Origin of the sequence: Streptomyces sp. NPDC048106 (assembly GCF_040706415.1) — a bacterium.
In the GTDB taxonomy this organism is placed as follows: Bacteria; Actinomycetota; Actinomycetes; order Streptomycetales; family Streptomycetaceae; genus Streptomyces.
Genome location: NZ_JBEZND010000006.1, coordinates 271,132 through 288,681, shown reverse-complemented (window position 1 = coordinate 288,681; position 17,550 = coordinate 271,132). Strand labels below are relative to the sequence as shown.

Below are 17,550 nucleotides of genomic sequence, written 5' to 3'. Positions count from 1 at the left end.
AGTAAATCGAGGGGATGCGGAACCGTGCTGGTCACAGCCTTGCGGCAAGGCCGGAGCACCCGAACGTTATCCCGGTCACCCAGGTGACGGGAAGAGTCGGCGGAGGGATACCGACTCCGCGCTCTTTGCGGGAGGAAAACGCGGAAACCTCGGAAACGCTTCGAGACCGGCTCGAACAAAGTCGGCGCCCACGTTCGGCCCGGTTCACCCTGTGACCGATTGCGACCATCGATGACTGACTGTGAAAGCCCCAGCTCACAGCGTGTTTTCCGTGCCTTAGCATCTCCCGCGTGCCGCGCCCTTGTGTACCACCCCCCGCATCCCACGCGCCCCCTCTGGGCGCCCTGCTCCGCCTGTACGACGCCGCTGGTACGCCCCTGGCGTGCGAACCGGTCGACCAGGGGCTGCTCAACCGCGGCTACCGGCTGTGCACCACGCGTGGCCGGTACTTCCTCAAGCACCACTTCGACCCCGACACCGCCGACCCGGCCGCCATCGAACGCCGGCACCGGGCCACCCAGCGCCTGGCCGCCCTCGGCGTGCCGGTCGCCGCGCCGCTCGCGCACCGTGAGGGCCGTACCGTCGCCGTCGTCGGCGGCCATGCCTACGCTCTGCACCCCTGGATCGACGGCGGACACCGCCACGGCGGCCAGCTCACCCGGTCGGAGAGCGCACGCCTGGGGGCGCTGCTGGGCGCCGTGCACGCCTGTCTGGAGCGCGTGATGCCGCCCAAGGGGCGCACCCGCCCGGCCACCAGCCCCCATCCCGTGGAGAGCGCCGACCCGGCCGACACGTTCACCCTCATCGACCTGCTGCTCGCCCGGGTGCGCCGGCACCGCCCGGCCGACGCCTTCGACGCGCTGGCCCGGCACCGGCTGCTGGAACGGCGGGCGCTGCTGGAACGGCACTCGGACCGGCGCCCGCCGCCCGGCGGCCCGGTGGGCTGGGTGCACGGCGACTTCCACCCGTTCAACCTGCTCTACAAGGACGGCGCCCCGGCCGCGATCGTGGACTGGGACCGGCTCGGCGTGCAGCCCCGCGCCGAGGAGGCCGTACGCGCCGCCGCGATCTTCTTCGTGCGCCCGGCGGGCGCTCTGGACCTGTCGAAGGTGCGGGCGTACGCCCGCGCGTACCGGCGCGCGGCCGGCGCCACGCCCTCGGAGCTGGCGGCGGCCGTGCACCGGGTGTGGTGGGAACGTCTGAACGACTTCTGGATGCTGCGCTGGCACTACGAGCGCGGCGACACCCGCGCGGACTGCCAGTTCCCGGCCGCCTCGGCGCTCGTGGTGTGGTGGACCCGGGAGTACGGCGCGGTGTGCGACGCCTTCACCCGGTGAGCGGGTTTACCGGGGCCTCGTCGGCCAAGGGGCGAACGGGGCCCGGCTTCCCGGGCCCCACTGGTGTCACCCGGTGGGCATCCCCGCCGCCCCGCCGGCCGCCGCGTTGCCGTCGGTGGTGTTGCCACTGGTCGTGCCCGCGTCCGTGCCGCCGCCCGTGGTCCCGGTGCCGGTACCGCCGTCGAGGGTGCCGCCGCTCGTGTCGCCGCCGGTCGTCGGGTCCGTGGGCTTCGTCCACGTGGGCTGCGGCTTCGTCGGCTGGTTGGTCGGACCGGTGGTCTGCGGGTCGCTCGGCGTGTACGACGGCGTGTACGACGGCGTCCAGCCCGATCCGGAACCGGTGCCCGACCCGTCGTCGGTGGCGGTGTCCGTGGGCTGCCCGGTGCTGTCGTCGGTCGGGCTCGCGGAGGCGGAACCGTCGTCGGTGCTCTTGGTGTGTGTGGCCGGCGGCTTGGTGTCGGTGCCGGAGCCGCCGCCGGTGCCCGTGCCCTTCAGCGCGAGCGCGACGCCCGCCACGATGGCGATGACCGCGAGCACGGCGAGGATCCACAGCTTGCCGCGGCCGCTGCCCTTGTTGCCGTGCCCCTCGAAGCCGCCGTCGTCGCCGTGGCCGTAGCCCTGCGGCAGCAGCGGCTGCGGGATCTGCGCGGTGCCGGAGCCGGCCATCGCGTGCGGCATGGCGGTCGTCCCCGCGAAGCCGCCCACCGGGGCGTGCCGGCCGTCGTGCCCCGCCACCGGGCCGGTGTTCCAGGTGCCGGTGTGGCCGCCCTGGTCGTAGAGCATCTGCAGGCCGTACTGGACCATGCCCCGCATCTCCTCCGCCGTCTGGAACCGGTCGTCCGGTTCCTTGGCGAGCGAGCGCATGACCAGGCCGTCCAGCTCCGGCGGGCAGGCCTGAAGGACCTGCGAAGGCGCCACCGGCGTGTCCTGCACGTGCTGGTAGACCACGGACAGCGGCGTCTCACCGGTGAACGGGGGCCGCAGCGCGAGCAGCTCGTACAGCAGGCAGCCGGTCGCGTACAGGTCGGAGCGGTGGTCGACGGCCTTGCCGAGTGCCTGCTCGGGGGAGAGGTACTGCGGGGTGCCCATGACCATGCCGGTCTGAGTCATCGTGGACTGCGCGCCGTGCAGGGCGCGGGCGATGCCGAAGTCCATCACCTTGACGGCGCCGCTGTCGGTGATGATGACGTTCGCCGGCTTGATGTCACGGTGCACGATGCCGTGCTGGTGCGAGTAGGCGAGCGCCTCCAGGACGCCGGAGACGATGATCAGCGCCTGCTCGGGGCCGGGCGCCTCCGCGTTCATCAGCAGATCGCGGATGGTGCGGCCCTCGACCAACTCCATCACGATGTACGGCACCGACTGGCCGCCCACGACGTCCTCACCGGAGTCGTACACGGCGACGATCGCATGGTGGTTGAGCCCTGCGACGGACTGTGCCTCACGCGTGAAGCGGGCCTTGGAGACGGGGTCCTCGGCCAGGTCGGCGCGGAGCAGCTTGACCGCGACCGTACGGCCCAGACGGACGTCCTCGGCCGCGAAGACCTCGGCCATGCCGCCCCGTCCCAGCCGGTGCGTGAGCCGGTACCGGCCGTCGCCGACCAGCCCTGCGTTGCCCCAGCTCTCCGGCGTGTCCGACATGCCGCCGCCAGACGCCTCCGGGTCGGACGGGCCCTGGGCGCGCTGCGTCTGTGCCATCAGTCCTCGCCGTCGTTTCTGCCCGCGGTGCGCGCGGTGTTGTCACGGTCTCCGTCGGCCACGCTACAGCCTCCTTGGGGGCCGCCGGTTCGGAACCGGAACCGGGGCCTGCTCTGCGACGGACCGGCCATGAAACCCTCAGCACAGGCCGTCGTGCAAATTCTGTGTGCTGGTCGCGCACCCCCTGTAACGCTTGCGCGACGCTTCTTGCGCGTACGGTCACGGAACGGGCACCGAGCTTGACGTGTCGGAGGCCTGGGGCAGACTTGGCCGGGAATGAGACATTCGATCAAGACCTGCGCGACGAGCCAGGGTGCCGGACGGCCGATGGGGGACGGGGAGAGATGAGCCAGGACGGCGCACACGGCCGGTATACGGGGCAGGCGCTGGCCAGCGGCCGCTACCAGTTGCGCGACTTGCTCGGCGAGGGCGGCATGGCCTCGGTGCACCTTGCGTACGACGCCGTGCTGGACCGCCAGGTCGCGATCAAGACGCTGCACACCGAGCTGGGCCGGGAACAGGCCTTCCGCGAGCGCTTCCGCCGCGAGGCCCAAGCCGTGGCGAAGCTCACGCACACCAATATCGTCTCCGTCTTCGACACCGGCGAGGACGACCTGGGCGGTCTGGCGACGCCGTACATCGTCATGGAGTACGTCGAGGGCCGCCCGCTGGGCTCGGTCCTCGAAGAGGACATCCGGCGGTACGGCGCCATGCCCGCCGACAAGGCGCTGAAGGTGACCGCGGACGTGCTCGCGGCGCTGGACATCAGCCATGAGATGGGGCTGGTCCACCGCGACATCAAGCCGGGCAACGTGATGGTGACCAAACGCGGTGTGGTCAAGGTCATGGACTTCGGCATCGCGCGCGCCATGCAGTCCGGCGTGACGTCGATGACCCAGACCGGCATGGTCGTCGGCACCCCGCAGTACCTCTCGCCCGAGCAGGCCCTCGGCCGCGGGGTGGACGCCCGCTCCGACCTGTACTCGGTCGGCATCATGCTGTTCCAGCTGGTGACCGGACGGCTGCCGTTCGACGCGGACTCCCCGCTGGCGATCGCGTACGCGCACGTGCAGGAGGAGCCGGTGGCTCCGTCCACCGTCAACCGCGCGCTGCCCCCGGCGGTGGACGCGCTGGTCGCCCGCGCGCTGCGGAAGAACCCGAACGAGCGCTTCCCGACCGCCGACGCCATGCGCGAGGAGTGCCTGCGGGTCGCCGCCTCCTTGCAGGCGGCCGCGCCGAGCATCGTGCCGAACGCCGGTCCGCGGCAGAGCGGCTCGGGCGTGGGCTCCGCGGTGTTCCCGCCGGTCGACCAGGCCCACCAGACGGCCCCCGGACCGGTGCAGACGCCGTACCAGCCGGGTCCCTACGGCGCCCACACCCCCGCTCCGGCCACGCCCGCGCCGTCCTACGGCTATCCGCAGCAGGCGGGCTACCAGACCCCTCCGGTGGGCTACGGGACGCAGACCCCGCCGCCGTACGCGCAGACGCCGCAGACCACCGCGCAGGGGTCCGGCCCGGGCGGCGGCAAGAGCAACAAGGGCGTGATCACCGGCGCGATAGCGGTGTCGCTCGTCGCGGTCGTCGGCCTGGTCGTCGCGCTGACCATGAACAGCGGCGGCGGTGACGACACGGGCGGGCACGGCGGCGCCAGTGCCTCGGCGTCCCCCTCCCACCAGACGGGCTACCGGGGCCCGGACACCACCCGGGTGATCGACAAGACCAAGTGCACGGAGCCGAAAGAGTCCTACGACGACCCGGACAAGATCCAGCTCCCCGATTTCCGCTACAAGGACATCAACTCCGTGAAGGCCTGCTTCCAGGCCGCGGGCTGGACCCTGCACGTCAAGAAGGTGGACGACAACACCTGGGGCGACGGGACCGTCATGGACCAGTTCCCGTCCGAGGGCACGGACGTGAACGCCAAGGACCCGGGAACCATCGAGCTGAGTGTGTCGACGGGCAATCCGCCGCAGTGACGCGCGCGTGAGAAGGGGCCCGGCGCTGATGCGCCGGGCCCCTTTCGCGTGTCCGGGGCGCGAAACCTCGTAGGCGAGGTCGCGTGATCCAGAACTCCGGGCTCTACAGGTACGGGCCGCCCGAGCGGCCGGCCGCGTGCTGGTCGTCGCCGCCTTCCGGGCCCGACACACCCGGCGGAAGCGCGCGGCGCATCTGCTCCAGCTGGGCCCGCGCGGCCATCTGCTGGGCGAACAGCGTGGTCTGGATCCCGTGGAAGAGGCCCTCCAGCCAGCCCACGAGCTGTGCCTGCGCGATGCGCAGCTCGGCGTCGCTCGGGGTGACGTCGTCGGTGAACGGCAGGGACAGCCGCTCCAGCTCCTCGACCAGCTCCGGCGCCAGGCCGTCCTCCAGCTCCTTCACCGAGCTGGCGTGGATCTCCTTCAACCGGACCCGGCTGGCCTCGTCGAGGGGAGCCGCGCGCACCTCCTCCAGGAGCTGCTTGATCATGCTGCCGATCCGCATGACCTTCGCGGGCTGCTCGACCTGCTCGGTGACCGGAATCTCGCGGGATCCGTCGTCCCCGCCTCCTCCGCCGAGCGCCATCCCGTCCTGGCCCACGACGAGGATCTGGGGATTCTCCGGCGACCGTTCGTTCCTCGGCATCTCCATGCCGTCATTCTCTCGCACCCGTACACCTCACCACCGCGGCGCCCCCGGTAGGGCCGATCCGCCGTTTAGACCCGTCGGCCCAATCCGGAATGCCCGGACAGCCGGGCGGTGTGAGGCTGTTCCCGTCGGTTCATCATCGATCACGGGCTCACGCCGGCTGGGCTCCGGGAGGTCACCGACGTGACTCCATGGCTGCGACTCACCCACCGCTGTCTGCGGCTGCTGCTCGTCCTCACGACGGCCCTGCCCGCCTACGGCACCGCCACCGCGTACGCCTCCGAAGCCGGCACCCCGCGCTCCGCCTCCACCGGCCATCCCGCCGCGACCACGCCCTCGGCCCGGTCCTCGCCCTCAGACCACACGGACGACACGGGCAGCGCGGACGACGCGGACGAGACGGGCGGGGCGGGCGGCCCGAGCGGCGCCGGAGGGCCTCAAGCGGCCGGAAACTCCGGCGACTCCGGCGACTCGGGCCACTCCGGGCACGGTCACCAGGACCGCCCCGGTCACGACCACGACGGCGCCGGCCCCCAGCACCCCGCGCCCGTCCCCCTGCCCTCCGGCTCCGCCTCCGCCTCGCACCCCGCGCCGTCCGGCGAGCCGTCCCGGGCGGGAAGCGGGGCCGGGGAGGGAAAGCTGCGCCCGGGGCGGCCGGACGGGCCGTGGGCGCAGGTGGAGGGCGACGACGACTCCGTCCCCGACTCCGCGGCCGCCCAGCCGGCGGAGCCGGAGACCGCGGAGACCCCGGCGGCCTCACCGCCGACCGAGGAGGCGGGCCTCGTTCCCACGGCGTCGCCAGGGCAGCCGGCCGAGCAGAACGCCGCCCGGCGGACCGAGAACGCGAGCGAGCCGACCCTGCGGATCCTCCCGCTCGGCAGCGGCCTCGTCCTCATCGGCCTGGGCCTCGGCCTGGCCTTCCTGGGGCTGCGGCTGCGCAGGAGCTGAGCCCCTTCCCGGCCGGTCCGCTACGGCGCCACGAGCAGCACCTTGCCGATGTGGCCGCTCTCCTCCACCACCCGGTGCGCCTCGGCCGCCCGCGCCATCGGCAGCTCACGGTCCACCACCGGGCGCACCTGCCCCCCGGCGACCAGCGGCCAGACGTGCTCGCGCACCGCGGCGACGATGGACGCCTTCTCGCCCAGCGGCCGCGCCCGCAGCGAGGTGGCGCTGACGGCGGCCCGCTTGTTCAGCAGCGCGCCGATGTTCAGCTCGCCCTTGGCACCGCCCTGGAGCCCGATGATCGCCAGACGCCCGTTGACGGCGAGCGCCTGCACGTTGCGGTCGAGGTACTTGCCGCCCATGTTGTCGAGGATGACGTCGACGCCCGCGCCGCCGGTGGCCTCCTTGACCTCGGCGACGAAGTCCTGCTCCCGGTAGTTGATCAGGATGTCCGCGCCCAGCTCGGCGCAGCGCTCCAGCTTCTCCTTGGTCCCGGCGGTCACCGCGACCTTGACGCCCATGGCCTTGGCCAGCTGGATCGCCATGGTGCCGATGCCGCTGGAGCCGCCGTGCACCAGCAGGGTCTCGCCCGGCCGCAGATGGGCGATCATGAACACGTTGGACCAGACCGTGCAGGCCACCTCGGGCAGCGCGGCGGCCTGCACGAGGCCGACGCCCTGCGGCACGGGCAGCAGCTGCCCGGCAGGTACGACGACCTTCTGGCCGTAGCCACCGCCCGCGAGCAGCGCGCACACCTCGTCGCCGACGGCCCAGCCGGAGACGCCGGGGCCGAGCGCGGCGATCCTGCCGGAGCACTCCAGGCCGGGGTAGGGGGAGGCACCGGGCGGCGGGTTGTAGAAACCCTGCCGTTGCAGGATGTCGGCGCGGTTGACGGCGCTGGCCGCCACCTCGACCAGCACCTCGCCCTCGCCGGCCACCGGATCGGGGACCTCGTCCCACACCAGCGCCTCGGGACCACCAGGTTCGGGAATCGTGATCGCATGCATGCCAGTGACGCTACTCCCCCTGCCGCAGCGGGTGATCGCGCCGCTCGGCGGCTCGCTTCAGTCCGCGGGCAGGGGGCGGGGCTGCGGGGTGACCTGGGTGCCGGGGCTGGCGCGGACGATGGTGATGAGCCGGTCGGTCAGCTGGAGCGTGCCGATGGACTGGTCGTCGTAACCGAGCACCCGGTGCCCGCGTACGACGCTCACCACGAGGTCGTCGATCTCGCGCGGTCGCTTGCCCGCCTCGGCGCGCACCACCGGCCGTTCCACGAGGTCCAGGCCGCTGCCCTGCTGGATGAGGTCCTCTATGACCATGCCGGCGGCGGGGCTGAGGACGGACATGCCGAGCAGCCGCCCGGCCGCGCTGGCGCTGGTGATGACGGCGTCGGCGCCGGACTGCCGCAGCAGCGGTGCGTTCTCCTCCTCGCGTACCGCGGCCACGATCTTCGCGCCGCGGTTGAGCTGACGGGCGGTCAGCGTGACGAGCACCGCGGTGTCGTCACGCTGGGGCGCGATGATGATCTGCCGGGCCTTGTGCACCTCGGCCCGCTTCAGGACGTCGCTGCGGGTGGCATCGCCCATGACCCCGGCGTAGCCGTCGGCGGTCGCCGCGTCGATCACCTTGGCGCTGGGGTCGACCACGACCACCTGATCCTTCCTCAGGCCGGTCGCGCACACGGTCTGCACGGCCGACCGCCCCTTCGTGCCGAAGCCGACGACGACGGTGTGCTCGCGCAAGGCGGACCTCCAGCGTTTCAGGCGCCATTCCTCCCGGGTGCGCTCGGTGAGGACCTCCAGCGTGGTGCCGACCAGGATGATCAGGAACAGCACACGCAGGGGTGTGATGACGAAGATGTTGGTCAGGCGGGCGCTGTCGCTGACCGGGGTGATGTCGCCGTATCCCGTGGTGGAGAGGGTCACGGTGGCGTAGTAGAACGAGTCGAGCAGGTCCACTGATTCGTCGGAACTGTCGTGGTAGCCCGCGCGATCGGCGTAGACGACCAGCGCGGTGACGACCAGCACCAGCAGCGCCATGAGCAGCCGTTTGGCGACCTGACGGAGGGGGCGCTCCACCACCTTCACCGGGAGTCTCACCCGGTGCGTGACGGGGCGTTCGTCCCCCGCGAGGGTGTCGTCCTGGGGGCTTCCGGCGCCTTCGGGCTCATCGGAGGGGTCGCTGCCCGCACGTTTCACGTGAAACATACCCCGATCCCCGCGGTAGCCCAGGGCAGATCCAGCAGCTCCGTCTCCGCGCCCTGCCTGGCCCCACCGGGGGGTACGACGGCCAGCGCGTCGGCGGCGGCGACACCGCGCAGCATGGCCGGGCCGTTGTAGCGCAGCGGTACGGCGCGGTCGCCGCGCAGCACCACGGGGACGAGCCGGGTGTCGTACGGGTGTCCCTGCACCGCCTCCGTCAGCGGCAGGGTGTACGGCTCGGGTGCCGGGCGGGCGGCCAGGGTCCGCAGCAGCGGCTCGGCGAGCGTGAGCAGGCCGGAGACGGCCGCGAGGGGGTTGCCGGGGAGACCGACGAGGTGCTGGCCCTCCTTGGTGCGCGCCAGCAGCATGGGGTGGCCGGGGCGCACCTTCACGCCGTCGACGAGGAGTTCGGCGCCGAGGCGTTCCAGGATGGGGTGGACGTGGTCGACGGGTCCGGCGGCGGTGCCCCCGGTGGTGACGATCAGGTCGGCCGTGGAGGCGGCGATCGCCTTGTACAGCGCCTTGGCGTCGTCACGGATCCGGCGCACCGCGACGACCTCGGCACCGAGCGCCCGCAGCCAGGGCGGCAGCATGGGGCCGAGCGCGTCCCGGATCAGCCCCTCGCGCGGCAGCCCCTCGCTGAGCAGCTCGTCCCCGAGGACCAGGACTTCGGCGCGGGGGCGGGGGACGACGGTGACGGTGTCGTATCCCGCGGCCGCGGCCAGACCGAGGACGGCTGGGGTGATCTGGGTGCCGACGGGCAGCAACTGGTCGCCGCTGCGGCACTCCTGGCCACGCGGGCGGATGTCCTGGCCGTGGACCATGTCCCGGGTGGCGTGCAGCCGGGCCTGGGCGTCCGTGCGGCCGTGCTCGGTGCGCAGGACCGCGGTGGTGCCGCCGGGGACGCGGGCGCCGGTCGCGATGCGGACCGCCTCGCCGTCGGTGAGCGGCGCGGGCAGGGAGTGCCCGGCGAACACGCCCTCCTCGCGCACCGTCCAGGGCCCGGGTCCGGCGACGGCCCAGCCGTCCATCGCGGAGGTGTCGAAGGAGGGCAGGTCGGTGAGCGCGTCGAGGGGCGCGGCGAGGACGAGGCCGAGGGCGTCGCCGAGGGGAACGGAGACGGGGGTGCGGCGGGGGACTGGGCCGGCCGGCGGGGTGGCCCCGGCGGTCTTGGTGCTCGTGGCGGTCCGGGCCGAGCGGGTGGCGCGGGCCGCGCGGGCGGCGGTCTCACGGGCCTGCGACCAGGACGTGGCGTGGTGCCGCTCGACGGGACGCTCATCCCCCGCGTGGGACGCCGGGGCCGGTACCGGGCCGACGCCGTCGTCCTTGGCTTCCCTCACGAGGGCCAGGGCCTCCTCGACATCGAGGTCGTCGCTGTCCCCCACGGGTACCCCGCCCCGCAGGCCGGGCGCCGTCATCCGGCGTCCGGGGCGCTCGGGCCCCCCTTCCCCTGGGCCTCCGCCGCCTCTTCCTCCCAGCGCAGGGCCAGCGCGGCGGCCTTGCGGGCGGCCTCGGCGACGGCCTCGCGGCCGCCCGCGCCCTGTGCCGCGGCGTAGCCGACGAGGAAGGTGGTCAGCGGGGCGGCGGGCCGGGCGACACCGTGCGCGGCGTCCCGGGCCAGGTCGAGCAGTGCGTTCGTGTCGACGTCCAGGTCGATGCCCAGCTCGTCCTTGACTGCGGAGATCCATTCATCCAACACGTGCCCATGCTCCCTGATGCGTGCCCTGGCGTTGACGATGTCGTCCCAGGTGTCGCAGTCGAAGGACGCGCGCGGGTCCGGGACGCGGGTGAGGCGGAGGGCGCCGGTGAGGCGGCGCAGCGGCAGGCCGGTGAGGCCGTCGTGCTCTGCGGCGAGAACGGCCAGTTCCCGGCGCAGCGCGGTGGTGCGGTAGGCGGCGACCAGGGGCTGGTCGCGGCCGTCCGCGTCGGTGAGCAGCGCGCCGTCGGCACCGGTCTCGCCCAGGACGGTCAACAGGCGGTGCAGCGTGGCCGGTCGCAGGAAGGGCAGATCGGCGGAGAGGACGACGGTGTGTTCGGCCGTGGTGTGCGGCAGCCCGGCCGCCAGCGCGGCGACCGGTCCCGCGCCGGGCGGCTCCTCGCGCGCCCAGCGCACCGGGCGGACGGTGGGCCGGGGCACGGCCACCACGACGGTCGCACCAGCGCCCGCGCAGGCCGTGAGCACCCGGTCCAGCAGTGCCCGGCCGCCGACCCGCACTCCGGGTTTGTCGGCCCCGCCGAGCCGCCGCGCGGCTCCGCCGGCCAGCACGACGGCGTCGTACGGCAGCGGGGCCGCGTCGGCTGCGCGGGCCGCCGGCCCGGCGGTGGCTTTGTCGGTCACTCCCCGAGTATGCGGGCCGGGCCGGTCACAGGGAACCGAGGGGCGCGAAGGCCCGGCGGGTCACAGGGTGCGCAGCAGCACCGCCGGCTGTTCGACGCAGTCCGCCACGTACCGCAGGAAGCCGCCCGCCGTGCCGCCGTCGCACACCCGGTGGTCGAAGGTGAGCGAGAGCTGGACGACCTGGCGCACCGCCAGCTCCCCTTCGTGCACCCACGGCTTGGGGATGATCCGGCCGACGCCGAGCATGGCCGCTTCGGGGTGGTTGACGATCGGCGTGGAGCCGTCGACGCCGAAGACGCCGTAGTTGTTCAACGTGAAGGTGCCGCCGGTGAGTTCGGACGGAGTCAGCGTCCCCTCGCGGGCAGCGCCGGTGAGCCGGGCGAACTCGGCCGTCAGCGACTCCGCGTCGCGGGCATGGGCGTCCCGGACGACCGGCACGACCAGGCCGCGCTCGGTCTGCGCCGCGAATCCGAGGTGGACGTACGGGTGCTGGACGACTTCGCGGGCCTCGGTGTCGACCGAGGAGTTCAGCTCGGGGAACCGCGCGAGGGCGGCGGAGCAGATGCGGGCGAGCAGCGCGAGGAGGGAGATCTTCGAGCCTCCCGCCGCGTTCATCGCGGCCCGCGCGCGCATCAGTTCCGTCGCGTCGGCGTCCACCCAGCAGGTCGCGTCCGGGATCTCCCGGCGGCTGCGGGACAGCTTGTCGGCGACGGCACCGCGGATGCCCTTGAGGGGGATACGGACCTCGCCCGAGACCGAGGCCGAGGCCGAGGCGGGAGCGGCAGCGGCCGCGACGGGGACCTCGGCCGTACGACCGCTGTCCTGGCCCGCCTTGGCCCGCAGGGCGTGCTCCACGTCCGCGCGCAGAATCAGCCCGTCCGGGCCCGAGCCCGCCAGCTGCCGCAGATCCAGTCCGCCCTCCCGGGCCAGCCTGCGGACCAGCGGGGAGATCACGGGCACGGGACCACCGGGCGGCACCGCGGTGACGGGCAGGCCCGCCGCCGGGGCGGGGGCACTGCCGTTCACTGCGGCACCCGGGCCCGCGCCGCCGTTTACGCGCGCGCCCTCGCCGGTCCCCGTGCCACCGCCGGTCAGGGCCGCCGGCCGCACCCGCCGTCGCCGTCCAGGTGCCTCCGACGTGCCGTAACCGACCAGGACGTTGCCCGAACCGGCCGTGGGCTCCGCGTCCGGTTCGCCGACGGCGACCGTCAGGAGCGGGGCGCCGACCGGGAGTTCGGCGCCCTCCTCCCCGTAGCGGGCGGTGACGACGCCGCCGTAGGGGCAGGGAACCTCCACCGACGCCTTGGCCGTCTCGACCTCGACCACCGGCTGGTCGATGGCGACCACGTCGCCGACCTGGACCAGCCAGCGCACGATCTCCGCCTCGGTCAGTCCCTCGCCGAGGTCGGGCAGCTTGAACTCCAGCACCTGTGCCATCAGCCCTCGGCCTCCCACTGCAACCGGGCCACGGCGTCCAGGACGCGGTCCACGCCGGGCAGATGGTGCCGCTCCAGCATGGGCGGCGGATAGGGGAGGTCGAACCCGGCCACGCGCAGCACCGGGGCCTCCAGGTGGTGGAAGCAGCGCTCGGTGACACGGGCCGCGATCTCGCCGCCCGGCCCGCCGAACCCGGTGGACTCGTGCACCACGACCGCGCGTCCGGTGCGCCGCACGGAGGCGCAGACCGTCTCGTCGTCGAACGGCACCAGGGAGCGCAGGTCGATCACCTCCAGGTCCCAGCCCTCGGCCCGCGCGGCCTCGGCGGCCTCCAGACAGACGGGCACGGAGGGGCCGTAGGTGATCAGCGTGGCACTGCGTCCGGCGCGCCGGACGACCGCCCGGCCGATCGGCTCGACCTCGGTCGGCTGCTCGGGGTTCCAGGTGTCCTTGGACCAGTAGAGCCGCTTGGGCTCCAGGAAGACGACCGGGTCGTCGGAGGCGATGGCCTGGCGCAGCAGGCCGTAGGCGTCGGCGACGGTCGCGGGCGTGACCACATGCAGGCCGGGGGTGGCCATGTAGTACGCCTCGGAGGAGTCGCTGTGGTGCTCGACGCCACCGATGCCGCCGCCGTAGGGGATGCGGACGGTGATCGGCAGGGGCATCCTGCCCCGGGTGCGGTTGCGCATCCGGGAGACATGGCTGACCAGTTGCTCGAACGCCGGGTAGGCGAAGGCGTCGAACTGCATCTCCACCACCGGGCGCAGGCCGTACATGGCCATGCCGACGGCGGCACCGAGGATGCCGGCCTCGGCGAGCGGGGTGTCGGTGCAGCGGTCCTCGCCGAACTCCTTGGCGAGTCCGTCGGTGACGCGGAAGACACCGCCGAGGGTGCCCACGTCCTCGCCGAGCACGTGCACGCTGGGGTCGGCGGCCATCGCGTCGCGCATCGCGCGGGTGAGGGCCTGTGCCATGGTGGCGGGCTTGACGGCCACGGTGGTCATCGGCGGTCGCCTTCCTGCTGGTCGGGCCCGTCCTGCTCGGCCGCCAGCTCGGCCCGCAGCAGGTCCCGCTGTTCGCGCAGTTGGGAGGTGGTCTCGGCGTAGACGTGGTCGAACAGGTCCATCGGGTTGAGCTCGGGGTCCTGGTTCATGCGTTCGCGCAGGTCGGCGGCCATCGCCTCGGCGTCCTCCCGTACGGCCTCCAGGCCGGCCTCGTCGATGAGGCCGCGTTCGGTCAGCTCCGCCTCCAGCAGGCGCACCGGGTCGTGCGCCCGCCAGGCCTCGACCTCGGCGTCGCCCCGGTAGCGGGTGGCGTCGTCGGCGTTGGTGTGGGCGTCGATGCGGTAGGTGACCGCCTCGATCAGCGTCGGTCCGCCGCCCGCGCGGGCGTGCCGTACGGCGTCGCTGAGCACCTCGTGGACCGCCGCCGCGTCATTGCCGTCGACCAGGCGGCCCGGCATGCCGTAGCCGACGGCCTTGTGGGCCAGGGAGGGCGCGGCGGTCTGCTTGGCGAGCGGGACGGAGATGGCGAAGCCGTTGTTCTGCACCAGGAAGACGACGGGTGCCTGCCAGACGGCGGCGAAGTTCAGCGCCTCGTGGAAGTCGCCCTCGCTGGTGCCGCCGTCGCCGATCATGGCGAGCGCGACCACGTCGTCGCCCTTGAGGCGGGCGGCGTGGGCGAGGCCGACGGCGTGCGGGAGCTGGGTGGCCAGCGGGGTGGAGAGGGGGGCGACCCGGTGGGCGTAGGGGTCGTAGCCGGTGTGCCAGTCGCCGCGCAGCAGCGTGAGGGCCTCGACGGGGTCCACGCCGCGGGCGACGACGGCCAGGGTGTCGCGGTAGCTGGGGAAGAGCCAGTCGCGCTCTTCGAGTGCCAGGGCGGCGGCGACCTCGCAGGCCTCCTGGCCGGTGCTGGAGGGGTAGACGGCGAGTCGTCCCTGCTTGGTGAGCGCGGTGGCCTGGGTGTTGTAACGGCGGCCGCGCACCAGCTGGGCGTGGAGCCGGCGGAGCAGACCCGGATCGGCCTTGGCGGCGGCCTCGGTGCCGAGGACGCGGTAAGGCTCGGCGTCGGGCAGCAGCGGCGCGGGGTCCATACGGGGCTGCCAGGCGGGCGGCGGCGATGGCCGGTACGCGCCCCGCTGCTCCAGAACCGTCATGACGGCACCTCCTCGTGGGAGCGGCTACGGGAGGCGTGTCGGTTGTGACCCGCCTCACCTACCGATTGTTCGGTCGTCGGCACATTTTGGCTACAGGCCCCTTCAGGCTGTGGACAAACGGTTCTCCACAGCCTGGAATGAACGCAGGACGTCCACGGCGATGAAGCGGGGGGACATGGCACCTGAACAAATGGCCGAGACAGCGCAGGACGCGGTGCTGCCGCCGGTCCGGCCGCTGGACGCCATCGACCAGGACATCCTGCGCATCCTCCAGGCGGACGGGCGTGCCTCGATACGGTCCGTCGCCGAACGCGTCCACGTCTCGCGGGCCAACGCCTACGCGCGCATCAACCGGCTGGTCGAGGACGGGGTGATCCGGGGCTTCGGCGCCCGCGTGGACCATGAACGGGCCGGACACAGCACCTCGGCGTACATCACGCTGAAGATCGTCCAGAACACCTGGCGCACGGTCCGCGAGCAGTTGCGGCAGTTGCCCGGCGCCTCGCACATCGCGCTGGTGGGCGGCGACTTCGACGTCCTGTTGCTGGTGCACACGCCCGACAACCGGGCGCTGCGCGAGCTGGTGCTCACCCGGCTCCAGGCGATCCCGGAGGTGCTGAGCACCCGCACGCTGCTGGTGTTCGAGGAGGAGGACCTGGAACCGGACGCTTAGGCGCGCCTGGGTGTGTTCGCGGACAGTTGAGTGACGTCAGGCCCGGCGCAGGCCGGAGAAGACCAGCTGGACGACCGCGTCGGCCACCTCGCGCCCCGTGGCGCCGCGGGCCTCCGGCCGGTACCACTCCACAATGGAGTTGATCATGCCGAAGACCAGCCGGGTGGCCAGGCGCACCTCCACGTCGGGACGCACGTCCCCGTCGGCGGCGGCCGCCTTGAGCAGCTGGGCGACCCGGTGGTCGAAGTCGCGGCGGCGCTCCAGCGCCCACCGCTCGGTGGCGGTGTTGCCACGCACCCGCAGCAGCAGCGTCACATAGGGCAGTTCGGATATGAGCACCTCGACCATGCGCCGCACGACGTGCTCCAGGCGCTCCACGGGCCGCCCCTCACACGCCTCCGGCTCCTCCAGGATGGCGAAAAGACCGTCCAGGGCGCGGCTGACCGCCCGCCGCAGCAGCTCCTCCTTGCCGCTGACATGGTGGTAGATCGACGACTTGGAGATGCCGGCCGCCTTGGACAGGTGCTCCATGGAGGTGCCGTCGTAGCCGCGCTGGTTGAAGACCTGGACGGCGACGGAGAGCAGCGTCTCCGGGGTGTACGTGTCGCGCCTGGGCGTGGTCATGAGGCGCCGCCCTCCCGCCGGTCGTCGGCGTAGGCGTGGCGGTAGAGCGCGAGGGAGGGCGCGTAGCGTCCGGAGGGGTCGCGCTCGTGCATCGCGTCCAGGACGTCGTAGGCGAAATCGTCGCCCAGCCTGCGGTCCCATTCGAACGGGCCGAGCGGGTAGTTGACGCCCAGGCGCATCGCGGTGTCGACGTCCTCCTCGGTGGCGACGCCCTTGGCGACCGCGTCATGGGCGAGGTCGATGATCCGGGCCACCGTGCGCGCCACGATCATGCCGGGGACGTCGCCGATGACGCTGACGTCCTTGCCGAGCGCCTGGAACAGGCCGACGGCCTCGGCGAGGGTCGCCGGAGCGGTGTCCTGGGAGGCGGACAGGGCGATACGGGTGGCCTTGCGGTAGTCGAGGGCGAGGTCGAAGTAGACGACATCGTGGAACTCCACCGAGGTCTGGCCGTCGGCGAGGACCAGCTGGCCGCCACCGGGCAGTTCCAGATGGCCGCCCTCGTCGCCGTCCTCCTCGCGCACCTGGATGCCCGCCTCGCGGATCAGCGTGAGCAGCTCGGCGGCGGGGCCGAGCCTGCCCTCGACGAGGACATAGGCGGGCGGCTGCTCCTTGTCGGCGGTGTGCGGCTCGGGCCGCTCGGCGCCCTCGCCATGGTCGTACCAGCCATGACCGGCCTTGCGGCCCAGGCGGCCGGACTCCACCAGGCGGCGCTGGGCCAGGGAGGGGGTGAAGCGCACGTCCTGGAAGAAGGACTGCCACACCGAGTGCGTCACCGCCTCGTTGACGTCCTGGCCGATCAGGTCGGTGAGTTCGAACGCGCCCATGCGGAAGCCGCCCGACTCGCGCAGGACCGCGTCGATGGTGGCCGGGTCGGCGCCCTGGGCCTCGTAGACGGCGAACGCCTCGGCGTAGAAGGGCCGGGCGATCCGGTTGACGATGAAGCCCGGCGTGTCCGCGCAGGCCACGGGCGTCTTGCCCCAGGCCCGGGCGGTCTCGTACGCGCGCGTGGCCGAGGCGACGTCGGTGGCGAACCCGGAGACGACCTCGACCAGCGGCAGCAGCGGCGCGGGGTTGAAGAAGTGCAGGCCGAGGAAGCGGCCTGGATGGCGCAGGGCGCCGCCGATCGCCGTCACCGACAGCGAGGAGGTGTTGGTGGCGAGCAGGCAGTCCTCGGCGACGATGTCCTCCAGCTCGCCGAAGAGCTGCTGCTTGACGTCCAGCCGCTCCAGGACGGCCTCCACGACGAGGCCGCAGTCGGCCAGCTCCGCGAGCGTGTCCGCGGGCTCCAGGCGGGCGCGGGCCGCGTCCCGGGCGGCGGCGTCGAGGCGCCCCTTCTCCACCAGCCGGTCCAGGCGCGCGCCGATCGCCGCCGCGGCGTCCCGGGCCCGCCCGGGTGCGGCGTCGTAGAGCCGCACCGGGTGGCCGGCGACCAGTGCGACCTGGGCGATGCCCTGGCCCATGGTGCCGGTGCCGACGACGGCCACCGGGCTGCTGAGGTCGAGTGCTGTCATGTGCGCGAT

15 protein-coding genes are annotated in these 17,550 nt (G+C 73.2%); 4 read left to right on the top strand and 11 right to left on the bottom strand.

The annotated features are described in order from the left end of the window. Positions 1–290: 290 nt before the first annotated feature. Positions 291–1,337: a phosphotransferase gene (locus AB0927_RS09100; RefSeq protein WP_366666863.1), complete on the top strand. Its 1,047-nt coding sequence runs from the start codon at positions 291–293 to the stop codon at positions 1,335–1,337. Between the two features lie 66 nt (positions 1,338–1,403). Here the strand turns inward: AB0927_RS09100 and AB0927_RS09095 are convergent, their stop codons facing one another. Continuing rightward, entirely contained in the window at positions 1,404–3,035 is a 1,632-nt protein-coding gene (locus AB0927_RS09095) for a protein kinase (protein WP_366666862.1), read from the bottom strand. A gap of 344 nt (positions 3,036–3,379) precedes the next feature. On the opposite strand from AB0927_RS09095, the gene AB0927_RS09090 reads away from it, so the two are divergent. Continuing rightward, entirely contained in the window at positions 3,380–5,011 is a 1,632-nt protein-coding gene (locus AB0927_RS09090; RefSeq protein WP_366666861.1) for a protein kinase, read from the top strand. A 103-nt stretch (positions 5,012–5,114) separates the two neighbouring features. Here the strand turns inward: AB0927_RS09090 and AB0927_RS09085 are convergent, their stop codons facing one another. Continuing rightward, a complete protein-coding gene (locus AB0927_RS09085; protein WP_366666899.1) occupies positions 5,115–5,660 on the bottom strand; it encodes a bacterial proteasome activator family protein in 546 nt (181 codons plus the stop codon). 180 nt (positions 5,661–5,840) lie between these two features. On the opposite strand from AB0927_RS09085, the gene AB0927_RS09080 reads away from it, so the two are divergent. Beyond that, on the top strand, positions 5,841–6,605 hold the full coding sequence (locus AB0927_RS09080; RefSeq protein ID WP_366666860.1) for a hypothetical protein: 765 nt from the start codon (positions 5,841–5,843) through the stop codon (positions 6,603–6,605). Between the two features lie 20 nt (positions 6,606–6,625). Here AB0927_RS09080 and AB0927_RS09075 read toward each other — a convergent pair whose 3' ends face one another. Genes AB0927_RS09075 through pdhA form a run of 7 tightly spaced genes read right to left on the bottom strand, consistent with a single transcriptional unit; the run spans position 6,626 to position 14,730 of the window. Beyond that, the gene (locus AB0927_RS09075; RefSeq protein WP_366666859.1) at positions 6,626–7,606 is read right to left on the bottom strand and encodes an NAD(P)H-quinone oxidoreductase; all 981 of its coding nucleotides are present in this window, start codon (positions 7,604–7,606) and stop codon (positions 6,626–6,628) included. Positions 7,607–7,663: 57 nt separating this feature from the next. Then, positions 7,664–8,806 (bottom strand): potassium channel family protein, encoded by a 1,143-nt coding sequence (locus tag AB0927_RS09070; RefSeq protein ID WP_366666858.1) that lies wholly within the window; start codon positions 8,804–8,806, stop codon positions 7,664–7,666. After that, positions 8,794–10,218 (bottom strand): molybdopterin molybdotransferase MoeA, encoded by a 1,425-nt coding sequence (locus tag AB0927_RS09065; protein WP_366666857.1) that lies wholly within the window; start codon positions 10,216–10,218, stop codon positions 8,794–8,796. The genes AB0927_RS09070 and AB0927_RS09065 overlap by 13 nt, the downstream gene beginning before the upstream one ends. Next, entirely contained in the window at positions 10,215–11,138 is a 924-nt protein-coding gene (locus AB0927_RS09060) for an NTP transferase domain-containing protein (RefSeq protein WP_366666856.1), read from the bottom strand. Before AB0927_RS09060 ends, AB0927_RS09065 begins: the two co-directional genes overlap by 4 nt. Before the next feature lie 60 nt (positions 11,139–11,198). Next, positions 11,199–12,575 (bottom strand): dihydrolipoamide acetyltransferase family protein, encoded by a 1,377-nt coding sequence (locus AB0927_RS09055; protein WP_366666855.1) that lies wholly within the window; start codon positions 12,573–12,575, stop codon positions 11,199–11,201. Next, positions 12,575–13,579: an alpha-ketoacid dehydrogenase subunit beta gene (locus tag AB0927_RS09050; RefSeq protein ID WP_366666854.1), complete on the bottom strand. Its 1,005-nt coding sequence runs from the start codon at positions 13,577–13,579 to the stop codon at positions 12,575–12,577. The genes AB0927_RS09055 and AB0927_RS09050 overlap by 1 nt, the downstream gene beginning before the upstream one ends. Further along, entirely contained in the window at positions 13,576–14,730 is a 1,155-nt protein-coding gene (gene pdhA / locus AB0927_RS09045) for a pyruvate dehydrogenase (acetyl-transferring) E1 component subunit alpha (protein WP_366666853.1), read from the bottom strand. The genes AB0927_RS09050 and pdhA overlap by 4 nt, the downstream gene beginning before the upstream one ends. Positions 14,731–14,920: 190 nt before the next feature. Here pdhA and AB0927_RS09040 point away from each other — a divergent pair, with 190 nt between their 5' ends. Further along, positions 14,921–15,403 (top strand): Lrp/AsnC family transcriptional regulator, encoded by a 483-nt coding sequence (locus AB0927_RS09040; protein WP_366666898.1) that lies wholly within the window; start codon positions 14,921–14,923, stop codon positions 15,401–15,403. 36 nt (positions 15,404–15,439) lie between these two features. On the opposite strand, the gene AB0927_RS09035 is transcribed toward AB0927_RS09040, so the two are convergent. Continuing rightward, the gene (locus AB0927_RS09035) at positions 15,440–16,027 is read right to left on the bottom strand and encodes a TetR/AcrR family transcriptional regulator (RefSeq protein ID WP_366666852.1); all 588 of its coding nucleotides are present in this window, start codon (positions 16,025–16,027) and stop codon (positions 15,440–15,442) included. Further along, positions 16,024–17,541, bottom strand: a complete 1,518-nt coding sequence (locus AB0927_RS09030; RefSeq protein ID WP_366666851.1) for a 3-hydroxyacyl-CoA dehydrogenase — start codon at positions 17,539–17,541, stop codon at positions 16,024–16,026. The genes AB0927_RS09035 and AB0927_RS09030 overlap by 4 nt, the downstream gene beginning before the upstream one ends. Positions 17,542–17,550 lie beyond the last annotated feature (9 nt).

What these genes read in the sequence shown, in the direction of transcription:
- AB0927_RS09095 (WP_366666862.1), bottom strand. Translation starts at nt 3,035, where the DNA reads ATGGCACAGACGCAGCGCGCCCAGGGCCCGTCCGACCCGGAGGCGTCT.
- AB0927_RS09090 (WP_366666861.1), top strand. Translation starts at nt 3,380, where the DNA reads ATGAGCCAGGACGGCGCACACGGCCGGTATACGGGGCAGGCGCTGGCC.
- AB0927_RS09085 (WP_366666899.1), bottom strand. Translation starts at nt 5,660, where the DNA reads ATGGAGATGCCGAGGAACGAACGGTCGCCGGAGAATCCCCAGATCCTC.
- AB0927_RS09075 (WP_366666859.1), bottom strand. Translation starts at nt 7,606, where the DNA reads ATGCATGCGATCACGATTCCCGAACCTGGTGGTCCCGAGGCGCTGGTG.
- AB0927_RS09070 (WP_366666858.1), bottom strand. Translation starts at nt 8,806, where the DNA reads ATGTTTCACGTGAAACGTGCGGGCAGCGACCCCTCCGATGAGCCCGAA.
- AB0927_RS09065 (WP_366666857.1), bottom strand. Translation starts at nt 10,218, where the DNA reads ATGACGGCGCCCGGCCTGCGGGGCGGGGTACCCGTGGGGGACAGCGAC.
- AB0927_RS09055 (WP_366666855.1), bottom strand. Translation starts at nt 12,575, where the DNA reads ATGGCACAGGTGCTGGAGTTCAAGCTGCCCGACCTCGGCGAGGGACTG.
- AB0927_RS09050 (WP_366666854.1), bottom strand. Translation starts at nt 13,579, where the DNA reads ATGACCACCGTGGCCGTCAAGCCCGCCACCATGGCACAGGCCCTCACC.
- pdhA (WP_366666853.1), bottom strand. Translation starts at nt 14,730, where the DNA reads ATGACGGTTCTGGAGCAGCGGGGCGCGTACCGGCCATCGCCGCCGCCC.
- AB0927_RS09040 (WP_366666898.1), top strand. Translation starts at nt 14,921, where the DNA reads ATGGCCGAGACAGCGCAGGACGCGGTGCTGCCGCCGGTCCGGCCGCTG.
- AB0927_RS09035 (WP_366666852.1), bottom strand. Translation starts at nt 16,027, where the DNA reads ATGACCACGCCCAGGCGCGACACGTACACCCCGGAGACGCTGCTCTCC.
- AB0927_RS09030 (WP_366666851.1), bottom strand. Translation starts at nt 17,541, where the DNA reads ATGACAGCACTCGACCTCAGCAGCCCGGTGGCCGTCGTCGGCACCGGC.